Raw genomic sequence first — 23460 nt, 5'->3', positions numbered from 1 at the left:
GATTAACCACTTATTTGTTTGTTATCAAAATTCAGGTCAATGAAATTATGGCTTTGCTTTTGATCTCAACTACAATTTTGGTGTTAGTGCTGACTATTATCACACTTTGGTTTAAAGTGAGTATGCACGCAGCAGGCGTGAGCGGAGTTGTGGGATTTTTTCTGGTATTTGGGATAAAATTTCCAAACAGTATGGCATTGTACCCATTACTTACCTTTTTAATCCTGGCCGGCCTGGTCATGAGTGCGAGACTCCAACTCAATGCTCACTCACCAAAAGAGGTGCTAGCTGGCTTGTGTATCGGTTTTACAGTCTGCTTTGGTACTTTGTATTTGTTTGTTTAAAGTCCAGTTAGAGAAATGCCGATCGTGCTGTAAGTCATATCGGCAGTTCCAGTAGGCCCACTACTAGAAAACACATCCGTGAAGTAAGTTTTATAGAATACACTGAAGCTCCTATAACCTAGTCGGGCATAAGCGCCTAATCTTATCTTGTTAAGACCAAAATCGTTTTTCGTTTTAGCTTTCATCTTATTGCCAAACTCATCTTCGTATTTGATTTTAGTGTGAGATTCAAAACGGTAAGCTGCAGAACCCCCGATAGCTAAGAACATACCGTCTTTCTTTTCATTGCCATTGAGATTAAATCTAACTTCAACAGGAGCCTCTATGTAGTTTACGGCAAGCTGGTTCTTTTTCAGGTCTCCACCCAAAACAGTTGAAAAACCAAGTGTATCAGCACCTGTTGCATCTTCACCATAAGCAAACACTTCCATGTTATCGACGTGACCAAATTTTTCCAGACTTACTCCGATACCTGGGCGTAGCTCCAGTTTTTTAGAAAATTCAAACGACTTTACAAAATAGAGACCAACAGATTTGGATCTCCACCAATTGTAATCCATGTTGCTAGGATTATCTTTTGAAAGATTAAACCCAAAATCGATCATGATTTGACCAGGAAGTTCAGGTGTTTTTTTCTTTATTTCTTCTGTTAGTTGGGCTTTAGCAAAGTGACCTGTTGCAAGCAGTAAACCAGCAAAAAGTGCGAAAATAATTTTCTTCATCGTATATCTGTCGAACAGCATTCTAAATTTTGAACTGGCAAAGATAGATTAATTTTCAAATTAAAGACTCAGAGGGGAAATTATCTCAAAGCTCGGTTTTGCCATCCCCATTACAATGAAAAATTAAGTAGGTTCAGTTGCCTGCACCTTTGGAATAATTTTGATTTTATGGCTTTTTGAACTTGTGTAAGGTGCTTATGATTATGAATATCTGAGGCTAAAAAGTGAACGTTTTTTGTCTCTATTAAATACTTTGCAAGCTTTTGAGCTTCTTTAGAATAGTAACCCATGAGTGAGCTGATATTGACTTGCATCAATAGTCCTATTGTGGTTAGGTTTTGCACTAGTTCAATATTTGTTTGTAAATAAGAGTATCTCTCTGGATGTGCCAGGATAGGTTTTAATCCCTTGGATTGTAGATTGAAAATTACTTCCTCAAGGAAGATGGGCTTGTTCAAAAAGGGGGTTTCTATCAAGATATAATCATCGCCAAATGTCAATAACTCTTGTTGGGTTTTAACCTGGTTGGCAAAGTACTCATCAACGAAATATTCCGCGCCAGCTTCAACTGCAATTGGTAATCCTTTTTCAAGTAACCTTCGATTGAGCTCGTCGACTTGTTGTCTTATTTCACTAGGTTGATTAGGATAATAGTCATGAATAATGTGTGGAGTGGTGATAATTTTCTTGAAACCCATTTCACTCAACTTTTCAAGAATATCAAGTGATTCTTCCCATGATTTTACACCATCATCAATGTTGGGGATGAGATGAGAGTGGAGGTCAGTCTCTAAGAAATTCGTTTTCGGTTTTATCCAATCGAACAAATCAATATGGGTTTAATCTTCATAATAGCCATACCCATAACCATAACCGTAAGATCCTTTGCCAGATTTTACGCCATTCAGTATTACTGACAAGTGCTCAAATTTGTTATTAGAAATGAGGCTATGGACAGACTTGAGATAAGACCGCTTCGAATAATCCGCTCTTACCACGTAAATCGGGAGGTCGGATTTTTTCATCACCAAAATGCCATCGGTGACTAGACCTACAGGCGGCGAATCTAAAAAGATCACATCATAAGATTTTTTTAGAGTATCTAAAAATTCATCAAACCTAGGGCTGAGAAGCAGTTCAGAAGGGTTTGGTGGCATAGGCCCTGCAGAAATAAAATGCAAGTTTTCCAATTCTGATTCTTGAATACAATCCTCTACTTTTTCTTTTCCTATTAGAATGGTGCTCATTCCTTTTTGAACTTTTTCAGACTCAAATGCAATATGTACTTTAGGTTTTCGCATATCCAAATCTACAATCACTACTTTCTGACCTGCATAAGCGAATACAGCTCCCAAGTTGACTGCTATAAATGTTTTACCTTCTCCACTGACGGTTGAAGTCACAGAAATAAGCTGATTTTTTCCTGTGGTAGCCATAAATTCCATATTAGTCCGAATAGACCGTAAGGATTCACTAATTGATGACTTTGGGTTGTCGGTTACTATCAGCTTGGAGTTTGCTAGTTTTCCTTGTTTGTAGTTGGGAATTAGTCCCAGAATTGGTGCGTGCATGATTTTCTCCAATTCTTTTTGACTGGTAATTTTATCATGTAACAAAAATTGAATGGCCACGAAAATAATACTCAACATGAGCCCTGCCACGAACCCTAATCCATAAATCAAAAAGCCTTTTGGGTGTATGGGAATATTAGAAACTGAAGCCGGCGATAGAATCACAAAGTTGGTGACGGTTCCTGCGCGAGCAATTTCTAATTCTATTTTACTTTGAATGAGGGAAAAATAAAACTCTTCTTGAAGGGCATAGAGTCTTCTATTTTTATTGTATGAAGTTCCCATTGAAGGTAATTCAACAAAATTATTTTCAAGTAAATTTCTCTTTTTGTTTATCTCTTCTAAATCCTGAATCAAGTTGTTTTTGTAAGCCAATAGCCTTGAGTTGGCAGAGTTTTTAGCGATTTCAATTTGCTGATCAATACGCTTTATGACTTGTGTATTTTCATTGTAAGAATTGAGTTTTAAATTTCGATCATTGACCAAATTATTGTAATTATTGACTAGTTCGGTAATAAGTGCTGGCATTCTGAAAATACTGACAGGTTGATCATTTCTAAAATTTTCACCAACCAGATCAACTTCTGCCAAATGCTCACGCAACTTATATCTTTGAGAATCTAATTCGTTTAGCAAGGCAATAGTTTTGGTAAGGTCACTAGATAGATCAGTCGTCCTATTTTTAATGGTGAACTTCTCAAAGTATTCTTCATATTCTACTAACTCTTTCGATGTCTTTTCCATTTGCGTCTCGAGAAATTTGATTTTCTGTTCGACGGCTTGATTTTTGGCATCTTTGGTAAATTCTAAATATATAGTATCGATAGCTTCAAGTAAATTTCTGGCTTTTGATTGGTTGAAGTCAGCGAGGGAAATTTTGATGGTGTTGGCATTGAAATTAACTGGTTCAACAGTCACATGCGATTGAAGGTAATTGATTAAGGATGCCTTGCTATTTATTATAAAATAAAAATCAACTAGGTCTTTTTGAGCTTGAAAGTAACTGGTTTTCTCAACTGTAAAATTGAAATCCTTTGTGATTATGGGAATGCCAAATTGCTGCGTTCCCCCAATTGAACCTCCTAGTTTAGCACATGAAATATTGAATTCAGTATCATTTAAGATTTCAATATCAAAATGTTGATCTAGGAGACCTAAGTTTTTTAGTTCGTAATTCACTTCAAAAGGCGAATTACCATACCGTTCATCAACTAGATGGCTTCTACCTGGATGGAAATAAGATACATTTATACCAACCGCATCTACAACTTTGTTAAAAAATAGTCTGGATCTCAGAATTTCTATTTCGCCTGCAATTCCTTTTATATCCTTTTCAAGTGGATTTTGAAGACCCAATAAATTAGCGTCGTTTTTGATGTCGAGTTTTAGAATGGATTCAGCACTGTAAATGGGTTTAGTATATCTAATATATAGGAAGGACAAACTCATGGACAAGATCATGATCCCGAGGACCCAGGGCCAACCGGAGACAAAAACTTGTCGAAACTTTTCAAAATCAAAATTGTCAAATGCACCTTCGGTTTCAGGAGAATGCTGATTATGTAAATCTTGTGGAATATGTACGTTTCTAGGATTCAATGATTATAAATTTTGTAATACTAGAACGAGTGCTAAAGTGCTACTAATCAGGCTTAATATAGGCGCGAAATCTTTTGTAGCCTCAATCATTGGTTGTCTCCAAGGTTCAATATAAATAATATCCCCTGGCTCAATATCCAACATGGATTGCTTCATGCCTGATACTGTGGACAAATCTATTTGATATACCTCTGGGCTCGATAAATTGCCACGTACGACTTTTATATTTTGAGCTTTTGACCCCATGTCTAATCCTCCAGAAAGCGCAAGAACTTCTAACAGGGAGACATTTTCATTGACTAATGGAACCACTTGCCCACCAGATGGCACAGCTCCCAGCACTACTACACGTTTGTTATTAAACTGTAATTTCACAAATGATTGTTTGTAGAATTCATCAAACTTTTTTTGAAGCATGAGTTCAGCTTGATCGAGTGTCAGGCTATCTACTTTTACTTGGCCTACAATAGGAAATTTTATCGTACCATCAGTTTTTACCAAATAATCAAAGTCAGGCCTATTTTGAATGCCCTGCATATTTTGTTGAAGTTCATTGTTAGGGTCTACTATTCTTTCCCCATCATTAGTAAACACATCTAAAGACAGCATGTCATCTACTTGGATGACATAATTCCTCTCGGCCATCTCTATGGCTTTATTTAAGTCCTGTTCAGTAAAATCATCATCCAATTTAAGCATTACATCTTGCTTGTATGCTTTACAGCTAACGAGAAAAATGAGAAGGACAATTGGAAAAATAAGAGCGTTAAACCTTTTCACACTGTGTTGTTTTGGATAAATCCATTCAATTCGTAATATAAAACAGAACAAATTTATTCAGCCTGTAATTGATTCATAATATTTGAAAGATGTTTTAAATATTGATTGATAACAATTTGCTCATCAAATTTACTTTCTATAAGCTGTCTTCCATTCTTACCCATTACAGAAAGCTCTTTCTGAGGCATTTCACAAATTGTGTTTATTTTTTCAGACAAGTCCAATGCGTTTCTTTCTTCGCACAACAGACCAGTTTCTCCTTCTGACACTACTTCCTTACATCCAGCTACATTAGTAGTTATTATTGGCCGACCTATTGCAGCGGCTTCTAGTAAGGTGCGTGGAGTGCCTTCGCGATAGGACGGCAAAACCACGCATGTGGCTTTCTCTATATAAGGTTTTACGTCGTCTGTTTCTCCTAAGTATTTCACAATACTGTTGTTATGAGCTTCAGATATTATGCTTTCTGGAATTCCTCTGGCATGGTTTGGGTCTAATTTTCCTAAAAGTTGGAATTTTGATTTTGGATATTTTTTTAGTGTTAATTCAGCTGCTTCTAGATATTCTAAAACTCCTTTGTCTTTGATGAGTCTTGCGATCATTAAAAACACTTTTTCTTCACCTATGATTGGGCTAACAGAGAATTCCGATAAATTAATTCCAGATCCTGGAAGTAAATCAGTTTGGAGATTTGGTAGAGGTATTTCCATCAGAAACAATTGATGGTCATCTGAATTCTGGAAAAACACCAATTCGGCATGTGAGAAGGCTTTTTGGTAAAGTTTCTTTGCTACGAAAGAAGCGATGCCTTTGTTAAGGAATACGGTGCCTAGACCGCTTACATTATTTATTACAGGTATTTTTAGTTCATATGCAGCCAATGTTCCATAAATGTTTGGTTTTACTGTATAATGGAAGACAATATCAGGTTTTTGGTCTTTGTAAATTCTTTTTAGCTGTCTGTACAATGAGTAATCTTTGAATGGATTTGATCCTGTATTGTCCATAACTATGGGTACAAATTGACACCCATCTTCTACTAAATTTTTTGAATAGTCATCTTGAGGAGCTATAGCTATGATTTTATTTCCTTGCTTCAAAAGTGCGCGAATTAAGCCCATTCTAAAATTATAGATGTTCCAGGAAGTATTGACCGTTACGGCTATTGTCATGTGCTATTTCTAAGGCAAAAAATTCTTTAGAAGCCAAATATATTTAGGAGACAGATTATCAGGGCTATTGATCGATGAATATTCGGTTTTACTGGATGGATATCCCAATAATTGAACAATTTTGCAAAAAATCGCATGAAATGGGAGACTATTACGAAACCAAGAAGGAAGTAGAGAAAGCAGTATTGGTGGCTCTTTCTCCAAGTCGGCAGTCGGTAGAAAAAACTGAAGAGTACTTGGATGAGCTTGAATTTCTCGCTGAGACTTTAGGAATTCAAACGAAGAAATCGTTTGTTCAAAACCTTGATAAGCCTGATAAAAGGAGTTTTGTAGGAAAGGGTAAGCTGGAAGAAATCATCACTTATGTCAAGGATCAAGAGATAGACGTAGTAATTTTTGATGATGATTTGTCTCCTTCGCAACTAAGGAATTTGGAAAAGGAACTAGAGATCAAGATTTATGATCGTAGTTTACTCATTCTAGATATTTTCTTGAAAAGGGCACAGACTTCTCAAGCAAAAACCCAAGTAGAACTTGCGAGATATCAATACCTCATGCCAAGACTGACCCGTATGTGGACTCACCTTGAAAGGCAGCGAGGGGGTACAGGGACTCGAGGGGGTGCTGGTGAAAAAGAAATTGAGACAGATAGAAGAATGATTCGTGATCAAATTTCTGTATTGAAGAAAAAACTTGCAAAAATTGACAAGCAGGGCGAAACCAGAAGAAAATCTAGATCTAATGTAGTCAGAGTAGCCTTGGTAGGATATACCAATGTTGGTAAATCTACAATCATGAACATGCTTTCAAAAGGAGATATTTATGCAAAAAACGAACTTTTTGCCACTGTTGATTCGACAGTTAGAAAAGTGGTCATCAATACGATTCCTTTTCTATTGTCTGATACTGTTGGATTTATTAGAAAACTCCCTCATAATCTAATAGAGTCATTCAAATCTACTTTGGACGAAGTCAGAGAAGCTGATATTCTCTTGCATGTTGTCGATATTTCACACCCTTCTTTTGAAGAGCATATGCAAGTGGTAAATGATACGCTACAAGAATTAGGTGCTGCTGATAAAGAAATGATCGTAGTTTATAACAAAATTGATCAGCTGACATCGCCTGACGAAGAAGAGGACTTTGATTTTGTTGCAGGAATTGATACTACAGCAAAAAACAAGACGAACATTTTCATCTCAGCTGTCAAAAAAACAAATACAGCAGAATTTAGAAAGGTGATTTTTGAGAAAGTCAAAAACCACCACATGAAAATTTATCCTAATTATTTAGCGCCAGAGTACTATTAGTAATCCTTCACGCATCGACAACTGTTCATGTTTCGTGCGCTAATCACATCATGGGCGATCTCATCGTAGTCGGCATATAATGAAATCAAACCAGCTGTCTTTTTATTGCCAAGCTCAGCATCCCAAAGATGGGCTGTTTTCCCAATGTCGCTAAATTGCCCTTCAACATTTGAAAAGCCTCCCATTAAGATATTCAAATTGCTTTGGCCACCTACTTTTAGTGCTTTTCCTGCAGTTTTATATCCTCCGTAATTGAGCATAAGCTCTTGCCACTCAAGTTGAGTAGAAAGGTGCCAGCCTTCAGGACAAGTCAATTTAGCATCAACCCAGTTATATAGTCTTCCAAATTTCTCACAGTAAGCGGGATAATTTTTATAACATACCGAACCCTCAGTTTCGAAATTCAAGTTTTCGGCCATCCATTCTCTTTCTATGAAAATGCCTCCTTCTAGCTCAATTTTCAATTTTGCTGTTTTGTAAGTTTTTCCATCTCTAGGGTCCGTCATGGTGCCCATCTCCTGAGCAAAAGCTCCGTAAGTCAGTGAAAAAATGGTAAGTAGAGTAAAGATTCTTTTCATGTTCGATCTATTAAGGTTTAATCGAGGATTCGTAATATATTTTGAAAATAGTATAAAAGTTGGCTATATCCGACCAAAAATATAAAATTTCTACGACTCGACCTCATTTTGCAATTCTTAAACATTATATTAAATTTAACAAATATCCACACCAAATGGAATTATCTGCTAATGAGGAAGTTATATATATTTTTAATCTAAATAATCTATATTTAGGAATAAATCTAACATGAAATGACTCAGAGGAATATTTCTTCTTATTTACCGATAATTTATCTATTTGCTATACTCACCAGCATTTTTATTATTCATTTGACTGAGTTGATCGGTGCGCACTATCATCAGATTGAAATAAGAAATATTGACAAGAAAAATAAAAAACTACATACTAAAAGGCCCTCCAAAAAAAGGCCAGTAGCAAAAATTAGTGAGCCAAGGGCACAAAAAGTTGACTCTACCATGGTACCCTCTGATACCATTCTTCAAAAGGAATTAATGACAGAGGAACCATTGGTTATTAGTGATACAGATTTCTTTTCAAATATGGTAGAAGAGTATTACGCCAAAAGAGAAAATACTAGAGGTAGGATTTCCAGAACTGATGTCGTAATTAGGTATTACAAGAAAGAAAAGGATAAAGACCGTGTATATCAACTGCGAAATTTGGGGTTTTATATTCATGAACGCCCAGCGGAGGATGATTTTGATGATTTTGCTTCCAATGCCATCTTTTATGGAGATTCAATCAAACGAGAAGATTTAATCTTAATTGCATACAATATGATGCAAAACGGAATCAATTTACAAAGCCTAAAATTGTCAAAATTTCATGATGCGTGGAAAGCAAATTCTGTGGAAATAGGTACAGACACCACTGCATTAGACAAAAAACCTTTTACACTGGCTGTCCTTAGGGAAAAGTGGGAAAGCATGTAGCTTTGTACCATGCGCAGAAGATCCCACATTCAGTTGCTCATGGATGCCCTTAAACTGAGCCGGTTCAACAATTTGATCATTATTTTTATCACCCAATATGCAGGTGCTTTTTTCTTGCTGAACGCTGAAAAATCAGTGTGGTTTGTTTTGGGTGACATTCGGTTTTTCATTCTGGCATTAAGTACAGTAATAATAGCAGCTGCCGGATACTACATCAACGATTATTACGATATTAAAATAGACTTGATCAATAAGCCAGATCGAGTGATTGTGGGCAATACGATAAAAAGACGCCCTGTCATGATTGCTCATACTACCCTGAATGCTATCGGGATTCTGCTGGGCGCACTGGTTTCGCTTTGGATTGGAGTGATTAACTTAATTTGTGCCTTTTTACTTTGGTGGTATTCTAACCAACTCAAACGCCTTCCATTTGTGGGTAATTTTGTAGTAGCTCTTTTGACTGCATGCACATTATTGGTGCTTTTGGTATATTATCAGACTTTAGATCTGTTGACCATGGTGTATGCCCTATTTGCCTTTGGTATTACTTTGATCAGAGAAATAATTAAAGATATTGAAGACGTAGAAGGCGATGCCAATTATGGCGGCATGACCCTGCCAGTGGTTTTTGGAATGAGAAAAACCAAAATCATGCTGTTCGCAATAATTGCTCCATTTATAGCTAGTTTGGTGATTTTCTTGCTCAAAGTTCAGAATCAATATCTGCTGTATTACTTCGGAATACTTAGCATCCCATTTATGCATTTTTTATACTTGTTAGTTATGGCAGACACGAAAAAACATTTTTCATATCTGAGTAGCTACTGCAAATGGATTATCATTGCAGGCATTTTAAGTATGGCCATTCTAAAATTTTGACCAAGTAATGAAAAGGCTCGCAATTTTTGCTTCAGGTAGCGGCTCTAATGCTGAACAGATCACTAATTATTTTCATAGTAAGGAGACAGAAGTTTCAATTGATCTAATATTAACAAACAAGCCAAAAGCCTACGTGCTGGAGCGGGCAAAAAAACTAGGAGTGGATTCTAAGATTTTTGATCGTGATGCTTTTTATAAGACCAATGAAATTGTTGAATTACTTAAGTCAAGAAATATTGATTTGGTAATCTTGGCTGGTTTTTTATGGCTTATCCCCGAAAATTTGATAACTGCTTATCCAGACAGAATTATCAATATTCATCCGGCATTACTTCCAAAATATGGAGGCAAAGGAATGTATGGCTCAAATGTGCATGAGGCCGTAGTTGCCAATAAAGAAAAGGAATCAGGTATCACCATTCATTTGGTTGATGAGATTTATGACAATGGAGCTATACTTCGCCAGGAAAAATGCGAAGTTTCAGCGACCGATACCCCAGATCTGGTAGCAGAAAAAATCCATGAATTGGAATACGAGTACTTTCCTAAAACCATCGAGGAATACCTTTCCAAAATTTAGCCCGATTGAGGGTAAAACTTTGACGTATTTCTCCACTTCTGCTAAATAAATAAGTACTTTTGCCCCTTATTTTTTAAAAGGGGAAAATGGGATCAAAAAAAATTAAATCAGCACTTATTTCTGTCTTTCACAAAGACAACTTGGACAACATTGTCAAAGTACTAGACGCCAATGACGTAACTATCTATTCTACTGGTGGAACGCAAAAATTTATTGAGGATATGGGCATCACGGTTACCCCTGTGGAGGATTTGACCGCTTACCCTTCTATTTTCTCAGGTCGTGTTAAGACCCTACACCCTGCCATTTTCGGAGGTATTCTAAACCGAAGAGACAACACAAGTGATCAAAAAGAGAAAGCAGCTCACAATATCCCAGATATTGATCTTGTGATAGTTGACCTATATCCATTCGAGGCTACAGTTGCATCTGGAGCAAGTGAAGAGGATATCATAGAAAAAATTGACATTGGAGGTATTTCTCTAATAAGAGGAGCCGCCAAAAACTTCAACGATGTACTCATTGTTTCTTCTATGGAGCAATACGATGATGTACAAGGAATGTTGGATTCACAAAACTGTGAAACATCTCTTGAGCAAAGGAAATCTTTTGCTTGTAAGGCATTCGATATTTCTTCTCATTATGATTCAGCTATTTTCAACTATTTCAACAAGGAACAAGAAGAGCCATCTTTTAAGCAAAGTGTGAGACAGGCGCAATCACTGAGATACGGTGAGAACCCTCATCAAAATGGTAGTTTTTTCGGAGATCTCACAGCTCTTTTCGATCAGCTCAATGGCAAAGAGCTTTCATACAACAATTTGGTAGATGTAGATGCAGCAGTTTCTCTAATCAGAGAATTTGAAGGGGAAACAGCGTTTGCAATCATCAAGCATACCAATGCTTGCGGTGTAGCCAAAGGTAAGGATGTGAAAGACGCCTATTTGAAAGCCTTATCTTCGGACAATGTATCGGCTTTTGGTGGAGTATTGATTACCAATAAGAAAGTTGACTTAGCAGCTGCCGAAGAAATCAATAAATTGTTTTGCGAAGTGCTGATTGCTCCTGAATATGACGAAGAAGCAGTAAAACTTTTAAAATCCAAGAAAAACAGAATTGTTCTTAGAATCAAAGACTTGGCACCTAATCCAGTTCAATTCAAATCACTTTTGAATGGAGTGATAGTTCAAGATGCTGATTTGAAAACTGATGTAAAGGAAGACTTGACAACAGTCACCAAAAAAGAACCAACTAGCGAGCAAGTGGAAGCAATGCTTTTCGCTTCAAAAATTTGTAAACATACCAAATCAAACACGATTGTTTTCACTAACAACGACATGATGTTGTCTAGCGGAACAGGCCAAACCAGCAGAGTGGATGCCTTAAATCAAGCGATCGAGAAGGCAGAAAGTTTTGGTATGGATTTAAATGGTGCGGTAATGGCTTCGGATGCTTTTTTCCCTTTTCCTGACTGTGTGGAAATAGCCAATAAAGCTGGAATTGCAGCCGTTATTCAGCCTGGTGGGTCTATTAAGGATCAGCTTTCAATAGATTATTGTGACGAAGTAGATATGGCTATGGTCATGACTGGCACTCGTCATTTCAAACACTAAGTATTCAATTACCTAATATCTATCGATGTTAGTATTGATTACCTGATTTTTTGTGCGTAATTTGTGATCTTTTGATCAGCAAAAATATTTTTGAGTAAACGAAGTTATGGGAATATTTGATTTTTTCTCGAGTGATATTGCGATTGATTTAGGAACGGCTAATACCTTGATCATAAGCAAAGGAGAAGTAGTGGTGGATGAGCCCTCCATCATCGCTATAGATAAGGCCAAAAACAAGGTGCTTGCCATAGGAGCAGAAGCCATGCAAATGCATGAAAAAACGCATGAAAGCATCAAAACCATTCGACCTCTCAAAGATGGAGTGATCGCTGATTTTCAGGCTGCTGAATCTATGATTCGCGGCATGATCAAAATGATTGATAAAGATAAGAAGAGATTATTCCCAGCTTCTCATCGTATGATCATTTGTATTCCTTCAGGTATTACTGAAGTGGAAAAAAGAGCCGTTCGAGATTCAGCAGAGCATGCTGGAGCCAAAGAAGTTTTTATGATTCATGAGCCTATAGCAGCCGCTATCGGTATTGGAATCGATATTGAGCGACCAGATGGTAGCATGATTGTAGATATTGGAGGTGGTACTACTGAAATCGCAGTAATTGCGCTTTCTGGAATTGTATGTGATCAATCTATCCGCGTAGCTGGAGATGCCTTCAACAAAGACATTCTCGATTACATGAGAAGACAGCACAATTTGTTGATTGGAGAAAGAACAGCTGAAAAAGTGAAAATTCAAGTAGGTTCGGCTTTGACGGAATTGGACGAAGGCCCTGAAGATTTTGATATTAGAGGTAGGGACTTAATGACAGGTATTCCTAAAGTCATAAAACTTTCTTACTCGGAGGTAGCTTTTGCAATTGATAAATCAGTTTCAAAAATTGAGGAAGCAGTTCTCAAAGCCTTGGAGATTGCTCCTCCTGAATTGTCAGCAGATATTTATGATAACGGTATATACCTCACAGGTGGTGGTGCCTTGCTTCGTGGGCTAGACAAGAGGCTAGGCATGAAGACTAAATTGCCAATTCATATAGCCGAAGATCCACTAAAGGCTGTGGTACGTGGAACAGGAAAAGCATTGAAAGAATTAGAGCGCTACCGTGCCGTGTTAATGCAGTAAAATAAATGGAACGACTCTTCCAGTTTCTATATAAGTATAGAACTTTCATCCTGTTGGTAGTGCTGGAAGGAATCTGTTTTTGGATTATTGTCAATTCCAACAATTATCAAGGGGCAAAGTACTTCACATCAGCCAATAGATTAGTCGCTTCTATCACATCGACCTCAGATCAAGTTGGGGATTATTTCAATTTAGCCGATCAGAATAATAAATTGGCTGAAGAGAATGCAAAACTGCGTCAGCAGTTACTCGATTTGTCGGATTCAATTTACATGGCCAGTTTTCTGCTTGATTCAAGTCATTTGGGCATAAAAGCCAAGGTCATTGACAATTCTCTTTTTTATAGAAATAATTATTTGACCCTAAACAAAGGCTCAGATCATGGAATTAGAAGTGGTATGGGCGTGGTAGGCCCGGATGGGATAGTAGGACAAGTACTAAATGTCTCTAAAAATTACTCAACTGTCATTTCAGTTTTACATGGCAAGTCTATGATTTCGGCGCAGCATATGTCTACTGGGACATTGTGCTCAATTGTTTGGAAAGGAGAAGATCCTCTTTATGCAGACCTAGAATTTCTGCCTAGACATATATCTATAGCACCAGGTGATTTGATAAGCACATCGGGCTTTAATTCAATTTATCCAGAAGATGAAGTGATAGGGATAGTTTCTGAAGTGAATTTGGAAGATGATGCTACTTTTTATGAGGTGAAAGTTAAGCTGTCAACAAATTTCTATACGCTTACACATGTTTATCTGCTGAATTTAACAGGTCAAGAAGAGATAGATTCTTTAAAAGTACAACTCGAATATGAATAGGTTTAATGTTTTCGGGGGATTTTTCAGAGCCATATTGCTCATACTTGCTCAAGTGATCTTGTTCAAAAATCTAGTGCTATTTGATAGTGCTTTTTGCTTCGGGTACATTCTCATATTTCTGATGTTACCCATGGATACAAATCCTATCGTGCAACTCTTAGTTGGATTTGTCGTGGGAATAATTATTGATTCCTTTTATAATACTTTAGGAATTCATGCAGCGGCAAGCGTGCTTCTGGTGTATGTAAAAATCTACTGGTCAAAAGTCATGACACCAAGTGGTGGCTACGATTCTGGACCAAAAATCAATTTGAGAACACAAGGCCTTGGATGGTTTGTAACTTTTATATTTCCGCTAGTATTCGTTCATATTTTGGCTCTTCTATTTATAGAGGCAGCCGGTTTTGGACTCTTTTGGCAGACATTGACTAAAGTATTTTATAGTTCTGTGTTTACACTAGTGATTCTATTGATCATTCAATATTTGTTCTATAAAAAAGTAAAATAGAACGTATCTGAGGATTGAAATATTAAGTTTAAATAAAGCAATCGAACTTTGCTTAAATTTTTTGATAGAGAAACTCGTATTCTAATATAATGAATGAAGATAGAAAATATATTGTCAGGATAGCGATCGTATTAGTTGCGACGGCTTTCTTGATCAAATTGTTTTCTATTCAAGTACTGGATGACAACTACAAGGCTGCTGCTGAGAGTAACATCATCCATACTGTGACAGAATATCCATATCGTGGTCTGATCTTCGACCGAAATGGAAAATTATTGGTTTATAATGAACCTATTTTCGATTTGGACGCAGTTCCAAAAGAGTTGTACATCGAAGATACGCTGATGCTTAGCGGGATGTTAGGTATCGACTATGAAGATTTATTATCTAACCTTCAAAAGGCAAGGCGCTATTCTTCTATTCAGCCAACTACCATTGTCAAGCAGGTGCCCAATCAGGTCTTTGCCAAAGTGCAAGATCAATTGGTGGATTTTGACGGAATTTACCCAAAAGCAAGAACGATTAGAGGTTATAAGTACAACAGTTTGGCGAATGTGTTTGGTTACATAGGTGAAGTGAGCAAACGCCAGCTTGATCGCGATACCACCAACTACTATAAGAGTGGTGATTATATGGGTATTACTGGCTTAGAGTCTTCCTATGAAAATTACCTAAGGGGTAAACGAGGAGTCAAATATAAAATGGTCAATGTTCGGCGAGTGGAAAAAGGCTCGTTTAAAGACGGTGAATTAGATACGCTCTCAATTCCAGGCGAAAACTTAACGCTAAGTATTGATATGGGTCTACAGGCCTACGCGGAAAAATTGATGGAAGGAAAAATAGGTAGTGTAGTAGCCATTGAGCCGGCAACAGGTGAAATACTCACATTCGTATCAGCACCTACTTATGATCCTGCGCATTTAGCAGGAAGGAATTTCAGCGATAATTTTAAGCAGTTGACCACAGATAGCTTAAAACCACTATTCAATCGTCCATTGATGGCGATGTACCCTCCCGGGTCGATTTTTAAAATTGTACAAGGGCTAATTGCTCTTGAGGAAGGAGTGATTGGTGCAAATGATAAAATTTATTGCGATCATTCTTTAATTGGAGACCATGCACCTCCAGGGTTATATGATATGCGTAAAGGAATCATGCTATCGTCTAACAACTACTTTGCTAGAGTTTTCCGACTAGTCATAAATCAACATCCCGAGATGAGTCAATTCGAGCAAGCACCTCTAGGTCTTGCCAATTGGAAAGAACAAGTGGGAAGATTTGGTTTAGGCCTTCCTTTGGGTGTTGACCTACCTAATGAAAAATCAGGGTTTATGCCGGGTCCGGACTATTATAACAGAGTATATGGTACGGGTAGGTGGAAAGTGTCAAATTTGACATCTTTAAGTATTGGACAAGGGGAAATATTAATGAATCCTATTCAAATGGCTAATTTGGCTGCAATTATGGCAAATAGAGGATATTATTATAAACCTCATATTGTGAAATCCATCGGAGAATCAAACTACTTACTACCCGAGTTCAGAGAAAAGGTTGAAACTGGGATCAGTGCAGAACACTTTCCTGTGATTATCCAAGGGATGGCAGATGCGTTGAGAGGAACAGCACCTAGAGCTATCGTGCCAGATATAGAAATTTGCGGCAAAACTGGTACGGTAGAAAACCCCCATGGAGAAGATCATTCCGTTTTTATGGCGTTCGCTCCTAAAGATGATCCAAAAATTGCCATTTCAGTATTTGTAGAAAATGCGGGCTGGGGAGGCAGAGCTGCGGCTTCTACAGCTAGCTTACTTATTGAAACTTATTTAAAGGGATCTCATAATCGTCAGTGGTTGGAAGATTATGTTTTAGTAGGTGATTTCAAAGATAAAAAAAGGAAAGCACCTAAGGCTCCAGTTTTGGCTGATTCGGTTAAGGTGGATAATAATAATGTACTCCAAAATGAAAATGTAGAATGAGAGGAGAGAGTATATTAGATAGAGTCGATTGGGCAACTATTAGCTTGTACTTTGTCATGGTACTGTTAGGTTGGTCAAGCATATATGCCGCAGTTTATGATGAGGAAAATGCAGCTGACCTCATTTCACTGGCTTATAATCCAGGAAAACAATTAGTGTGGATAGGCACGGCTCTGATTATCATCATTGGGGTTATGAGTCTGGACTTCAAATTTTACGATTATTCTGGGTTCATCATATATGGAGTAGTCATTGTGCTTTTAATAGCAGTGTTAACAACAGGGACAGTTGTGGCAGGTTCTAAGTCCTGGTTTCAAATTGGTAGCTTTCGATTACAGCCTGCAGAATTTGCTAAGTTTGCCACGGCATTAGCTTTAGCAAAATATTTGGGAGACGTTCATGTCAAGTTTGAAGAGATTAAAACTCAACTTATTGCATTGGCTATTATGGGTGTGCCTATGTTACTTATTCTCCTTCAAGGAGATGCCGGATCGGCTATGGTTTTTAGTTCTTTTTTGATCGTACTTTTTAGAGAAGGAATATCACCGATTTATTTCATTCTTGGCTTTGCCTTTATCATATTATTCATTCTTACGCTATTGGTCAGCAAGACGGTTCTTTTTATTGCCACGATTGTGATCTGTGTGATTATGATAGGTGTATCATTCAAGCATCCAAAACGTATTATTGCTACGGTGGTGTTAGGAGTCATGGTGTTTGTTACAGTCATTAGTGTAGATTTTTTAATGACTAACGTGCTCAAACCTCACCAGAGAAGTAGAGTAATTTCTTTAGTCAACCCTGATGCCGACCCACTGGGTGCGGGTTGGAATGTGACTCAATCTAAAATTGCGATTGGGTCTGGTGGATTTTTTGGCAAAGGATTTTTAGATGGCACTCAAACTAAATTTGATTTTGTACCTGAGCAAAGTACTGATTTTATTTTTTGTACGATAGGTGAAGAGCAAGGGTGGATTGGTAGTCTTGTATTGATTTCACTCTTTGTCGTACTCCTATTTAGAATTTCTGCAATAGCAGAGAGACAAAAGTCAAAATTTGCGAGAATTTATGGTTATGGTGTACTGAGTGTTTTCTTTTTCCATTTTGCTGTCAATATTGCTATGACAATCGGATTTTTTCCAGTCATTGGGATACCATTGCCATTCTTTAGCTACGGAGGGTCTTCACTTTGGTCATTTACCATTCTATTATTTATTCTGATCAAATTGGATTCTCATCGCATGCAGATTTTGATGCGATAATCAGCTAGCTGGGATTTTAATTAACAAATCGTCGTTGATTTTTACTTCATAGAATTCAAAAAAGTATTCATCTTTTTCCCCTTGAATGATATGCACTTGCATGGGAAGATCGATCCCATTTATGTCTTCCCATTTGGTGAATATGATCTGGATGCTTTCTTCAGTGTCATAAGGATTGGTGATTAAAAAACTTTGAACTTGTTTTGACTTTTTGTCAAATGTGAAAAACACTTCATTACCCGCTGTATCCAAATATTGGCCATCGATAAAATTAAAAATTAGCTTAGGATTATATGCAATCATATGAAATGAGTGGCTTTTTCCTACAGAAATTTCTTTAGACTCAGTCCACCTTTCAATTGTATCCCCAGCTAAGGTGAAACCCAAACTATCTCCATAAATAACAGCATCGTAATCAGGGTCACTGCTTGGGTAGCTTTGATGAAAGCGGGTATATCCATCAACTGTAGCATGTAGTTCAGTATGATACACTCTTGACGGCCCCTTGCAATTGGCTTTTGATATTATCGAGTAGACGTCTACTTTTTCAGGTTTGGCTAAACAGCCAATGAGGACAAGAAAGAAAATATACTTTAGGCTTACCATAAGATCACATTTCAATTGAAACAATGATAATGGCTAAGCCCCTATCGTGTTTTTATCTAAACCTTTTGAAAATTACTTTGAGCAATTCCTTAACCTCATCTGAATTCATATCCCAAGTATACTTTTTAGCATAATTCTGAACCAACAACTCTACGGAAGAATCAAATGAGTCACAATTTTCAACTTCATTCATTGCAACTTCATAGTCCTTGTCATTTCCTTCGAATAAGTCATTGACAAACATGTAGCGTTGATTGATATTGATATTGTTTTTAAGGGTTGATAGTGATTTTGATTCTAGAGCAGTAGCAACCGTTTTGGCTTTTTCTTTTTCTTCGTAGCGTTGGTTTAGCGTTTTAATGTCCTCTTTGTATTGTTGATTGACATTGTGAGTTTCATCTTCCAAATCCTCCTCTACAGGTTTGAATTCTTCATTAATATCTTCTTGTGAAGCCGACTCTTCTGGCGATATGGTCTCCATTTCTTCTAGTTCATCAAGAGGCTCAGGCATAGGAAGCTCTTCCGCATCTGCTTTTTTATCTACCACATCCAGTGGCAAGGTCAAATTGAATAATTCAACCGTTTGCTCCAATTCTTGATTTGAGCTAGTGTACGATGTGAGTGCACCCTGTATGGCGTGATTCAAATCATCTCCTCGTTCAAGTTTTTTAAACAAATCATCGAAGAGCGGCTTGTGTATTTTGATGTACTTGCTACTACTTTTTAGTTCTTTACTTTTATCTGCTGATGTGGTTTTAGACAATTCTTGCGTAAAATAAGAAGCCGGATCATAGAGCAGCTCTAATGTAGCCATTACCGCCTTTTCTAAAAGAGGAGAGAAGTGCTCTTTGCTTATTTGAATATTTTTGGAAAGCGTATTGATAAAAGCTTTAAGAGCTTGATTGACATCCTCGTTTTTATAGTCAAAATAAGGACTTTTGAATTTCTTTATCTCTTCCTGCCATTCATCAAATAGTGCTTTGAGAACAAAGAAATTGACCTGCTTGACAGGTGTTATAGATATAATTTGCTGACCTGAAATGGAGTCGTTTTGGCTAAAAAATTCTTTGACAATTTTGGCTGAATAAGACTGGATATAGGTGTTTGTGGCTTCTTGATTTAATTTGCTACCGTGCATAATATTTGCTTCTTTTGCTAAGTTAAAGAATATGCCGAAAATCGTTATACAAAACCTTCACAACAAGGAGATTTTCATCAAAAACGAAAATAAAAATCTTTTAGATATAATTCACGAAAATTATATCGATTGGATGCATGCTTGTGGAGGAAAAGGAAGGTGCACGACCTGTAAAGTTCAAGTGTTTGAAGGGCTGGAAAACTTCTCAGAAGAGACTCAGGCGGAGCTAAAATATAGAAGATTGAAGCGATTGGCTGAAAATGAAAGACTATCTTGCCAATGTCAGGTTCACGGAGATATCGTAGTGAATGTGGCACCCGAAAATAAGTTCAATCATATCCAGTACTCTGACTAAATCGAATGTTTGTTGAACCCAGAATAGATAGTTTTAAAGCAGACCGCAAAGGAGTTGGTTGGATTGAAGTGATTTGTGGCTCTATGTTCTCTGGCAAAACCGAAGAGCTTATACGTCGTTTGAATCGGGCTAAAATTGCCAAGCAAAGGATTGAAATTTTTAAGCCGACCATAGATACACGTTATCACGAATCTAGTGTGGTTTCTCATAATGAGTCTTCTATCAGATCTACTCCAGTCCAGTTTGCGGACGATATTTTGCTCCTAGCTGGCGATAGTGATGTGGTTGGAATTGACGAAGCTCAGTTTTTTGATATGGAACTTATCCATGTAGCAAGAACGCTGGCAAACAAGGGGAAAAGAGTGATTCTTGCAGGTTTGGATATGGATTTTAAAGGGGAACCTTTTGGACCAATGCCAGGTCTGATGGGCATAGCAGAATTTGTTACAAAAGTGCACGCTATTTGTATGAAATGCGGAGGTGTGGCTTCCTACTCTTACAGGTTAACTGAATCAGACAAAAAAGTACTTCTGGGTGAACATGATGCATATGAAGCCAGATGTAGAAAGTGTTTTTATGAAGATTTTACGGATGAACGAAAGAATTAATCTGTTGATAATCCTTCTATTTCTGACTTATAGTACGTTTGGTCAGGAATTGATCCCTGTTGGAACCTGGCGATCTCATTTCAACTATGAGCAAACTTATTTGGTAGAAAAAACGACTACAAAAGTATTTTCTACCACAGACCAGGGCTTGATGTATTTCGACCAAGAAGATGGTAGTGTTAATAAATTATCTAAAGTAGATGGTCTGAGCGATGTAGGCATTTCTGCGCTTACTTATAATGCAGAAAGTGAGTACCTGACTTTAGGTTATCAGAATGGAAATGTAGATATAATTACCTCAGATGGTATTCAAAACTTGCCTGTTCTACTTGAAAGCGACATAACTGAAAGTAAGCGAGTTAATCATGTTTCATTTTACAATGGCAATATGAATTTATCGACAAATTTTGGGCTATTGGTGCTAACTACAGATAACCAAGTTACGGAGGCCTATCAAAACTTAGGAGAAAATGGAGAAATCATCGAAATTAGGTCGTCTACCATTCTAAATGATGTCATGTACTTGGCTACAGAAGATGGCGTTCTTGCTGGAGAATTGACCTCGGGCGATAATTTGCAGGATTTCAACAATTGGGAGCGATTTCCAACTAGCGTGGTATACGATAAAGACATGGTTGCCATAGCATCAGCAAATTCCAGTGTTTATTCCACGTCATCCAGCCAACTTTTCAAGTTAACAGGAAGTGCCTGGACTGAAATTGACTTGAATTTGGGAACTGAGGAGAGTATCATAAATATCAGAATGGGTCTAAATGTATTATTGATTCTGACGGATCAACGAGCCTTGACTATGACGGCATCAGCGTCTATTGAAAAAATTAATATACCTGATAATGCAGAAGTGAATGATTTACTGCAAGAAGGAGACGAGAATTTTTGGTATGCGGATGGTTCATTGGGATTGTCAAAAATTGAAAATGATGCGGTCGAGCATATTGTATTAAGTGGCCCTTTGAATGGCATTGAAAAATTAAAAATAGAATCAGAGGAAGTGTATGCACTTCCTTCATTAGCAACGAATTATTCCAATCCAGTTTCAAATAATTTGGGCTATTCACTTTTCAGTAATGGTGTCTGGAAAACCGTTAAGCCAAGTGACATCAATGAATTTTCGAATATTTCAGATGTTGTCAGCGTGGGAGATGGACTGCTTCTATCTTCTTTTGGTCAAGGAATTTTAGATGATGAAACTGATGGAATTATAGATTATACGAATAGCCCTCTGGATGAGAATGATGCGAGTACAGGTAATACGCTAGTTTCTGGATTGGCTTTAGATCAATCTGATAACATTTGGGTAGCAAATTTCAGTGCCCATTCATTATTGAAATGGGATGGAGAAGAAGAATGGGAATCGTTTGATTTTGGAACTTCAGCTGGGTCAGAGCCTACATCACTGTCTGTCAATGAAAACAATCAAGTTTGGATGACTTTGGGTTTAGTGAGCGGACGAGGCCTTTTGGCTTATGATATAGCTGCAGACGCTAGCCGATATGTAACTGCCACTGCTACCAATTTGCCCTCAAATCAAGTAAATGATGTTGCCTTTGGGAAAGATGATGAAATCTGGTTTGCTACTGACCTGGGCATAGCTTATTTCCCATTTTCTTTTGGTGTAGTTACGGATCAGACTATCGACGTTTCACTACCAATATTTGAACAAAGCATTTTGTTCCAAGATAAACAAGTGAACACGATAGCAATTGATGGGGGCAATCGTATGTGGGTAGGTACTTTAGAAGGACTTTGGCTTTTTGATGATGGTTTTAATAATTTGATCCATCACTTTACAGAAAATAATAGTCCATTGCCATCCAATAGCGTAATAGATTTGGCGATACACCCTGAGACAGGCGAGCTTTTTATAGCCACAGAAGAAGGAATAGTCTCTTACCGAACTAAAGCTACAGAAGGAACAAACGTTCATCATCAAGTAAAAATATTTCCCAATCCAGTCTTGCCAGATTTTGAAGGTTGGGTGGGTTTGTCTGGTTTAGCCAATGATGTAAGAATTAAAATTACCACCATCGCTGGACAATTAGTCCGAGAAGTAAACGCCGTAGGTGGAGGGGCTTCTTGGGATGTAAGAGATTATGCTGGTCGGCGAGTAAGTACTGGGGTCTACCTGGTTTTTAGTGCAGATCAAGAGGGGAAAGAAACTTTTGTTGGAAAAATTGCCGTCATAGACTGATGCTTCAAAAGACAAGAGGCATAGTACTGAATTATATCAAATACAGAGAAACTTCTATCATTGCCCGAGTCTATACTGAAAATTTTGGCATTCAGTCTTACATTATAAATAGCGTCAGAAGTCAGCGTTCAAAAAAAGGCCTGGCCTTACTCCAGCCATTGACCATCCTTGATATGGTGGTCTATTTCAAAAACCAAAAAGCTGATGGGCTACAAAGAATCTCGGAATATAAACCAGCCCATAGTTTCACATCTATTCCATTTGATGTTAAAAAGTCAGCTATTGCATTATTTGTAACCGAGTTGCTCACTAAAGTGCTCAAAGAAGAACAAGACCAAGGACAAGTCTTTGAATTTTTGTTTCAATTCATTTTGAATTTAGATCAAAGAAAAGATGCCTATGAAAGCTTACACTTGTATTTAATGATACAATTGACCCATTATATCGGATTTGGCATACATTCAAAAAAGGATCTTGATAACAATGGAATTTTGCATGAGCTATCTACTAGCTATGAAGATATTTATGATGGTGTACTCATGCTTAATTCAAGTAGCCTCTCAGATCAATTCGAAATCTCAAACCCATTGAGACGAGACGTTCTAAACTACATGATAGCATATTACAAATTGCACGTAGAAGGTTTCCGAGAACTCAAATCTTTGGATGTTCTAACTCAAATATTTCGATAGGCAGACAACCATTCCCGAAAGAATCTATAAATTTATCTTAAACATTTTCTAATCATACAA

23 protein-coding genes are annotated in these 23460 nt (G+C 37.4%); 15 read left to right on the top strand and 8 right to left on the bottom strand.

Features of this window, described 5'->3' with window-relative positions:
* The first annotated feature begins 14 nt into the window (after positions 1 to 14).
* On the top strand, positions 15 to 344 hold the full coding sequence (locus ABJH98_RS18660; protein WP_348309295.1) for a phosphatase PAP2 family protein: 330 nt from the start codon (positions 15 to 17) through the stop codon (positions 342 to 344).
* Here the strand turns inward: ABJH98_RS18660 and ABJH98_RS18655 are convergent.
* The 5 genes from ABJH98_RS18655 to ABJH98_RS18635 all read right to left on the bottom strand — a co-directional run bounded on the left by ABJH98_RS18655 (position 341) and on the right by ABJH98_RS18635 (position 6188).
* Positions 341 to 1066 carry an outer membrane beta-barrel protein gene (locus ABJH98_RS18655; RefSeq protein ID WP_348309294.1) on the bottom strand — a complete coding sequence of 242 codons (726 nt, stop codon included), beginning with the start codon at positions 1064 to 1066 and terminating at the stop codon, positions 341 to 343. The genes ABJH98_RS18660 and ABJH98_RS18655 overlap by 4 nt on opposite strands.
* A 110-nt stretch (positions 1067 to 1176) precedes the next feature.
* Entirely contained in the window at positions 1177 to 1893 is a 717-nt protein-coding gene (locus tag ABJH98_RS18650; RefSeq protein WP_348309293.1) for a CpsB/CapC family capsule biosynthesis tyrosine phosphatase, read from the bottom strand.
* A gap of 12 nt (positions 1894 to 1905) precedes the next feature.
* The gene (locus tag ABJH98_RS18645) at positions 1906 to 4236 is read right to left on the bottom strand and encodes a polysaccharide biosynthesis tyrosine autokinase (RefSeq protein WP_348309292.1); all 2331 of its coding nucleotides are present in this window, start codon (positions 4234 to 4236) and stop codon (positions 1906 to 1908) included.
* Positions 4237 to 4239: 3 nt separating this feature from the next.
* Positions 4240 to 5016, bottom strand: a complete 777-nt coding sequence (locus ABJH98_RS18640; RefSeq protein WP_348309291.1) for a polysaccharide biosynthesis/export family protein — start codon at positions 5014 to 5016, stop codon at positions 4240 to 4242.
* Positions 5017 to 5069: 53 nt separating this feature from the next.
* Positions 5070 to 6188, bottom strand: coding sequence for a glycosyltransferase family 4 protein (locus tag ABJH98_RS18635; RefSeq protein WP_348309290.1), 1119 nt, complete (start codon positions 6186 to 6188; stop codon positions 5070 to 5072).
* A gap of 140 nt (positions 6189 to 6328) precedes the next feature.
* Between ABJH98_RS18635 and hflX the strand changes: the two genes are divergently transcribed.
* On the top strand, positions 6329 to 7498 hold the full coding sequence (gene hflX / locus ABJH98_RS18630) for a GTPase HflX (RefSeq protein ID WP_348309289.1): 1170 nt from the start codon (positions 6329 to 6331) through the stop codon (positions 7496 to 7498).
* Here the strand turns inward: hflX and ABJH98_RS18625 are convergent.
* Entirely contained in the window at positions 7495 to 8076 is a 582-nt protein-coding gene (locus ABJH98_RS18625; protein ID WP_348309288.1) for an FISUMP domain-containing protein, read from the bottom strand. The genes hflX and ABJH98_RS18625 overlap by 4 nt on opposite strands.
* Positions 8077 to 8310: 234 nt before the next feature.
* Here ABJH98_RS18625 and ABJH98_RS18620 point away from each other — a divergent pair, with 234 nt between their 5' ends.
* The 9 genes from ABJH98_RS18620 (at position 8311) to rodA (ending at position 17789) form a co-directional block, all read left to right on the top strand.
* Entirely contained in the window at positions 8311 to 9012 is a 702-nt protein-coding gene (locus ABJH98_RS18620) for a hypothetical protein (RefSeq protein ID WP_348309287.1), read from the top strand.
* Between the two features lie 9 nt (positions 9013 to 9021).
* A complete protein-coding gene (locus tag ABJH98_RS18615) occupies positions 9022 to 9894 on the top strand; it encodes a geranylgeranylglycerol-phosphate geranylgeranyltransferase (RefSeq protein WP_348309286.1) in 873 nt (290 codons plus the stop codon).
* A 7-nt stretch (positions 9895 to 9901) separates the two neighbouring features.
* Positions 9902 to 10474 carry a phosphoribosylglycinamide formyltransferase gene (gene purN, locus ABJH98_RS18610; RefSeq protein ID WP_348309285.1) on the top strand — a complete coding sequence of 191 codons (573 nt, stop codon included), beginning with the start codon at positions 9902 to 9904 and terminating at the stop codon, positions 10472 to 10474.
* A gap of 86 nt (positions 10475 to 10560) precedes the next feature.
* The gene (gene purH, locus ABJH98_RS18605; RefSeq protein ID WP_348309284.1) at positions 10561 to 12087 is read left to right on the top strand and encodes a bifunctional phosphoribosylaminoimidazolecarboxamide formyltransferase/IMP cyclohydrolase; all 1527 of its coding nucleotides are present in this window, start codon (positions 10561 to 10563) and stop codon (positions 12085 to 12087) included.
* Between the two features lie 106 nt (positions 12088 to 12193).
* Entirely contained in the window at positions 12194 to 13222 is a 1029-nt protein-coding gene (locus ABJH98_RS18600) for a rod shape-determining protein (protein WP_348309283.1), read from the top strand.
* 5 nt (positions 13223 to 13227) lie between these two features.
* Positions 13228 to 14043 carry a rod shape-determining protein MreC gene (mreC, locus tag ABJH98_RS18595; RefSeq protein ID WP_348309282.1) on the top strand — a complete coding sequence of 272 codons (816 nt, stop codon included), beginning with the start codon at positions 13228 to 13230 and terminating at the stop codon, positions 14041 to 14043.
* Positions 14036 to 14551 carry a Rod shape-determining protein MreD gene (locus ABJH98_RS18590; protein WP_348309281.1) on the top strand — a complete coding sequence of 172 codons (516 nt, stop codon included), beginning with the start codon at positions 14036 to 14038 and terminating at the stop codon, positions 14549 to 14551. Before mreC ends, ABJH98_RS18590 begins: the two co-directional genes overlap by 8 nt.
* A gap of 89 nt (positions 14552 to 14640) precedes the next feature.
* Positions 14641 to 16527, top strand: coding sequence for a penicillin-binding transpeptidase domain-containing protein (locus ABJH98_RS18585; RefSeq protein ID WP_348309280.1), 1887 nt, complete (start codon positions 14641 to 14643; stop codon positions 16525 to 16527).
* Entirely contained in the window at positions 16524 to 17789 is a 1266-nt protein-coding gene (gene rodA, locus ABJH98_RS18580; protein WP_348309279.1) for a rod shape-determining protein RodA, read from the top strand. Before ABJH98_RS18585 ends, rodA begins: the two co-directional genes overlap by 4 nt.
* Here the strand turns inward: rodA and ABJH98_RS18575 are convergent, their stop codons facing one another.
* Complete coding sequence (locus ABJH98_RS18575) at positions 17790 to 18395, bottom strand: hypothetical protein (RefSeq protein WP_348309278.1); 606 nt, start codon at positions 18393 to 18395, stop codon at positions 17790 to 17792.
* A 52-nt stretch (positions 18396 to 18447) separates the two neighbouring features.
* Positions 18448 to 19533: a hypothetical protein gene (locus ABJH98_RS18570; RefSeq protein ID WP_348309277.1), complete on the bottom strand. Its 1086-nt coding sequence runs from the start codon at positions 19531 to 19533 to the stop codon at positions 18448 to 18450.
* Between the two features lie 31 nt (positions 19534 to 19564).
* On the opposite strand from ABJH98_RS18570, the gene ABJH98_RS18565 reads away from it, so the two are divergent.
* The 4 genes from ABJH98_RS18565 to recO are packed head-to-tail and all read left to right on the top strand — an operon-like array spanning position 19565 to position 23400.
* The gene (locus ABJH98_RS18565; protein ID WP_348309276.1) at positions 19565 to 19888 is read left to right on the top strand and encodes a 2Fe-2S iron-sulfur cluster-binding protein; all 324 of its coding nucleotides are present in this window, start codon (positions 19565 to 19567) and stop codon (positions 19886 to 19888) included.
* Positions 19889 to 19893: 5 nt separating this feature from the next.
* Entirely contained in the window at positions 19894 to 20496 is a 603-nt protein-coding gene (locus tag ABJH98_RS18560; protein WP_348309275.1) for a thymidine kinase, read from the top strand.
* Positions 20465 to 22708 carry a hypothetical protein gene (locus ABJH98_RS18555; protein WP_348309274.1) on the top strand — a complete coding sequence of 748 codons (2244 nt, stop codon included), beginning with the start codon at positions 20465 to 20467 and terminating at the stop codon, positions 22706 to 22708. The genes ABJH98_RS18560 and ABJH98_RS18555 overlap by 32 nt, the downstream gene beginning before the upstream one ends.
* Positions 22708 to 23400 carry a DNA repair protein RecO gene (gene recO / locus ABJH98_RS18550; RefSeq protein ID WP_348309273.1) on the top strand — a complete coding sequence of 231 codons (693 nt, stop codon included), beginning with the start codon at positions 22708 to 22710 and terminating at the stop codon, positions 23398 to 23400. Before ABJH98_RS18555 ends, recO begins: the two co-directional genes overlap by 1 nt.
* The last annotated feature ends 60 nt before the right edge of the window (positions 23401 to 23460 follow it).

The sequence above is a fragment of the Reichenbachiella sp. genome (assembly GCF_039969095.1).
In the GTDB taxonomy this organism is placed as follows: domain Bacteria; phylum Bacteroidota; class Bacteroidia; order Cytophagales; family Cyclobacteriaceae; genus Reichenbachiella.
This window is presented reverse-complemented; position numbering and strand designations above follow the sequence as displayed.